This window comes from Variovorax sp. 20P10.2.4 (assembly GCF_058244205.1).
Genome location: NZ_JBZAYE010000574.1, coordinates 1 through 4,661 on the forward strand (window position 1 = coordinate 1; position 4,661 = coordinate 4,661).

Below are 4,661 nucleotides of genomic sequence, written 5' to 3' on the forward strand. Positions count from 1 at the left end.
GTTCTCGGGGGCTGGGAGAGGTGGGGAAGGGACATCGCCGGTGCTCGGTGCCGGCAGCGAGCGCCTGGGCGACAAGGCCGCGCTGCGGCGCCGGCTCGAGACGCTGGCGCGGCTCAAGTGGTGGCGCCAGCTCTGCGCGCTCGGCGAGGGCACGCAGATGCCGATCGACGGCTTCGAGGCCGTGCTCGAGATCTGGAACGGCGACCGGCTCGCGCGCAGCGGGCCGCTGCGCACCAGCGGGGCGAACCTGCTGCCGCTGCGCGACGGCGAGCGCGCGGCGCTGAACGTGCGCAACACCAGCGGCCATTCGGTCGACATGGTGGTGGCGGGCATCGACGCGCAGGGCCGCCCGCGCGCCGAGTACCCGTCCGATCCCGGCGAGAGCAACCGCTTCGAGCGCGGCACGCGCGAGGCGCCGGCCGCCAAGCGCTTCGAGCTGCCCTGGCTCTCGGCCGAGGGCGCACGCCTGTTCGTGCTGGCCACGCCGGCCGCGCCGCAGAGCGGGCCGCGGCTGTTCGGTGCCGCGGTCGAGCCGGTGCTGGCCGACCTGCGCGTGCGCGGCCAGGTGGAGCCGCCGCGGCGCCGCCTCTATGCGGCGATGTTGTCCTGGGGCGCCGCGGACGCCGCGTCCCGATGATTTTTTCAAGGAGATTGCAATGAGCTTTTCTGCAGAAGGCGCCCTCGATCCCGACGAGCTGCTGCGCCTGCTCGACCTGATGGCCGGCGAACCGGTCAACGACTTCCTGATGTCGATCGACAACCGCGGCACCAAGGTCAAGGGCGAATCGGAGCGCGGCCTCGAGTTCATCGACATCGGCGGCTACTGCCACCAGATGGAGGTGGTGTCGCCGCCCGGCTCGACCAAGGGCTCGGTGCGCGTGCATCCCTTCGTCATCGTGCGCGAGGTCGATGCCGCCACCGCGTCGATCGCGAGCCTGCTGTTCAGCCAGGAGGCCAACCTCGAGGTCTCGATCTTCGTCTACCGCGCCAGCGGCGACCACCTGCCGTCGCAGCCCTTCTTCGAGGTCATCCTGACCGGCGCGCGCGTCGTGAGCCAGGCCATCCTCACCGGCGGCACGCCGCGCCAGCCGCGCGAGGTGACCGTGTTCGAGAGCCGCAACGTGCAGATCAAGACCGCGCCGCAGCTCGCCTCGGGCATCCGCGGCGCCGTGCGCACCGCGGTCATCGCGGCCACCCAGTGAAGCGGAGCCAGCCATGACCACCGCCGCCGAATTCCTCAAGGCCGCCGATCCGGTGGCCGCCCTCAAGGCGCTGAGCGACGACGTGCGCGCCAAGCCCGCCGACAGCAAGCCGCGCGTCTTCATGGCACAGCTGCTGTGCGTGCTGGGCCAGTGGGAGCGCGCGCTCAACCAGTTGACGGTCGCGGCGGAGCTCGATGCGCTCGCCGTTCCGATGAAGCAGGTGTACGGCGATGCCGTGCGCTGCGAAGGCCTGCGCGCCGAGGTGTTTGCCGGCACGCGCACGCCCATGATCTTCGGCCAGCCCGACGAATGGCTGGCGCTGCTCATCGAATCGCTGCTGCGGCAGGGACGCGGTGAGGCCGAGCTGGCCGAAGACCTGCGCCAGCGCGCCTTCGACGCGGCGCCGGCCATCGCCGGCAGCATCGACGGCGTGCCCTTCGACTGGCTGTCCGACGCCGACATGCGGCTGGGCCCGGTGCTCGAGGCCTTCGTCAACGGCAAGTACTACTGGATCCCCTATGCGCGGCTCGCCTGCGTGAAGATCGAGCCGCCCGAGGACCTGCGCGACTGCGTCTGGATGCCCGCGCACCTCGACTTCGAGAACGGCGGCGAGACGCTGGCGCTGATCCCCACGCGCTACGAAGGCACCGAGCGCTGCAGCGACGGCCAGCTGCTGCTCGCGCGCCGCACCGAGTGGCGCGAGCTGCGGCCCGAGGTCTGGGCCGGCCATGGCCAGCGCGTGTTCGGCACCGACGCCGGCGAGTACGCGCTGATGGACGTGCGCGAGATCGTGTTCACGGCCGCCGCTCCGGAAGAAGAAAGCGGCGAAGCGAACGGCGAAGAAAGCGGCGCAGGTGGTTGACCTCACCGCGCAGGAGCGGCTGCAGCCCTCGCTGCTCGACCGGCTGGTCGACAGCGCGCCCGACGAGCAGCGCGAGGGCGACGACAAGCGCACGCTCACCAAGCAGGCGCTGCGCGCGGCCGTGCTGCGCGACCTGAGCTGGCTCTTCAACGCCACCAGCTACGGCCTCGGCATGGACGACCGCCAGTACCCGAACGCCGCGCGCTCCGTCATCAACTACGGATTGCCTATGCTGTCTGGCCAGTTCACCTCGTCGATACAGCGTGTCAGCATGGAACAGGCTCTGAAGAACGCGATCCTGCAGTTCGAGCCACGCATCCTCTCACGCACTCTCGAAGTGGAACTCGTCATGGAAGGCTCCGCCCTGGACTCGCACAACTGCGTCGGCCTGCAGATCCGCGGCATGCTGTGGGCGCAGCCGGTGCCGCTGGAGTTCCTCATGCGCAGCCGGGTCGACCTGGAAGAAGGACGCATCGAGATCGAGGACGCGACCCAGAAGCCATGACGCCGCCGGCACCGCATCCCGCTTCGCCGCGCGCCGATTCCCGCCTGCCGCGGGCCGCGCGCGGGCCGCTGGCCACCTGGAGGTAGCGCCGCGATGGATCCCCGACTGCTGAGCCTGTACGAGCAGGAACTGCGCTACTTCCGCGAGAGCTCGGCCGAGTTCGCGCGCGCCTTTCCGAAGATCGCCAACCGGCTCGGCATCGAAGGCCAGGAGGTCGCCGACCCCTACGTCGAGCGCCTGATCGAGGCCACGGCCTTCCTGTCGGCGCGCGTCAATCTCAAGCTCGATGCCGAGTACCCGCGCTTCACCGGCCACCTGCTCGACATCGTCTATCCGCATTTCCTCGCGCCCACGCCCGCCATGGCGGTGGTCAGCATGGTGCACGACCCCGACGACGCCAACCTCGCCGTGGGGCCGACCCTGCCGCGCGGCGCGGGCCTGCGCTCGCGGCACGCGGTCGGGCAGAGCACCTACTGCGAGTTCCGCACCGCGAGCGCGATGCGGCTGTGGCCGCTGGAGCTGCTGCGTGCCCAGTACTTCAGCTACGCGCCCGACCTGCCGCTGGCCACGCATCCGCAGTCGCGCGCCATCCGCGGCGGCCTGCGCATGGTGCTGCGCACCACCGCCGACCTGAACTTCAGCCAGATCGCGCTCGACGACCTGGTGCTGCACCTGGGCGGCGCCGACGACGTGGCCTGGCAGCTGCACGAATGCGCGCTGGGCCAGCCCATCGGCGTGATGGTGCGGCCGCTGGGTGCCGGCGGCGCGCTGCAGGGCGAGGCGCGCAGCCTGCCGCCGAGCGCCATCGGCCTGGTCGGCTTCGAGGACGACGAGGCGCTGCTGCCGGTCACGGCCACCGGCTTCTCGGGCTTCCGGCTGCTGCAGGAGTACTTCGCGTTCCCGCAGCGCTTCCAGTTCCTCAAGATCGCGGGCCTGCAGTCGGTGCTGCCCTCGATGCCGGTGACGCAGATCGAGATCGTGCTGCTGTTCTCGCGCGGCGACGCGGCGCTCGAGAAGCTGGTGACGGCCGAGAACGTGCAGCTGCATTGCGTGCCGATCGTCAACCTGTTCAACAAGCGGCTCGACCGCGTGCCGCTCAGCGAGGGCGTGAGCCAGTTCCACCTGGTGCCCGACCGCACGCGGCCGCAGGACTTCGAGGTGCACACCGTGACCGAGGTCGTCGGCCATGGCGCGCCGGGCGCGGACTCGGGCTCGGCGGCCGCGGTCGAGCAGCTGTTCCGGCCCTTCTACTCGGCCTTCCACGGCACGCGCCACAGCCATCCGGCCTACTACACGACCACGCGCGAGCCGCGCATGCTGTCGGTGCGCCAGCGCACCGAGGGCAACCGCAGCAGCCACATCGGCTCCGAGGTCTACATGCAGATCGTCGATCCGCAGCAGGCGCCGTACGCGGCCAGCCTGCGCCAGCTCGCGGTGTCGGCGCTGTGCACCAACCGCGACCTGCCGCTGCTGCTGCCGATGGGCCGCGACAACGACTTCGACTGCGTCGACTCCTTCCCCGCGCAGCGCGTGCGCATGGTGCGCGGGCCCTCGCGGCCGGTGTCGCCGGTGGTGAGCCAGGGGCTGGGCTGGCGCGTGCTCGACCACCTCGCGCTCAACTACCTGTCGATCTCCGACAGCTCGCCGCAGCAGGGCGCGGCCGCGCTGCGCGAGACGCTGATGCTCTATGCCTCGCATGCCGACGAGATGCGCCAGGGCCAGGTGCGCGGGCTGCTGTCGGTCAGCAGCAAGGCGGTGGCGCGCCGCCTGCCGATGAAGGGGCCGATCGCCTTCGGGCGCGGCCTGGAGGTCACGCTCGAGGTCGACAAGGACGCCTTCCACGGCCACAGCGTGTTCCTGTTCGGTGCCGTGCTCGCGCGCTATCTGGCGCGCCACGTCGAGGTCAACCATTTCGTCGAGACCGTGGTGCGCATCGCGGGCAAGGGCGAGAACATGCGCTGGAGGCCGCTGTGCGGGACGCGCCAGATCCTCTAGCCGCGCCTGCGTTGCCGACGGAATCGGTGGCCGCGCGCGTCGATGCCGCGCTGCGCCGGTGGTCCGACCAGCCCTGGGCCTACGACTACTTCGCGGT

The 4,661-nt window shown here is 71.0% G+C and carries 4 protein-coding genes and 1 pseudogene; all 5 read left to right on the plus strand.

Annotated features, from left to right (window positions below; all coding sequences use genetic code 11):
• Positions 1 to 637, plus strand: a pseudogene (locus tag AC27VN_RS33280) (caspase family protein); the annotation flags it as partial.
• A 19-nt stretch (positions 638 to 656) separates the two neighbouring features.
• Complete coding sequence (locus tag AC27VN_RS33285) at positions 657 to 1,202, plus strand: type VI secretion system tube protein Hcp (RefSeq protein WP_093350822.1); 546 nt, start codon at positions 657 to 659, stop codon at positions 1,200 to 1,202.
• 13 nt (positions 1,203 to 1,215) lie between these two features.
• Positions 1,216 to 2,064, plus strand: coding sequence for a type VI secretion system accessory protein TagJ (locus tag AC27VN_RS33290; RefSeq protein WP_398499442.1), 849 nt, complete (start codon positions 1,216 to 1,218; stop codon positions 2,062 to 2,064).
• Positions 2,057 to 2,569 carry a type VI secretion system baseplate subunit TssE gene (gene tssE / locus AC27VN_RS33295; RefSeq protein ID WP_093350827.1) on the plus strand — a complete coding sequence of 171 codons (513 nt, stop codon included), beginning with the start codon at positions 2,057 to 2,059 and terminating at the stop codon, positions 2,567 to 2,569. The genes AC27VN_RS33290 and tssE overlap by 8 nt, the downstream gene beginning before the upstream one ends.
• A gap of 93 nt (positions 2,570 to 2,662) precedes the next feature.
• Positions 2,663 to 4,564 carry a type VI secretion system baseplate subunit TssF gene (tssF, locus tag AC27VN_RS33300; RefSeq protein ID WP_490879324.1) on the plus strand — a complete coding sequence of 634 codons (1,902 nt, stop codon included), beginning with the start codon at positions 2,663 to 2,665 and terminating at the stop codon, positions 4,562 to 4,564.
• Positions 4,565 to 4,661 lie beyond the last annotated feature (97 nt).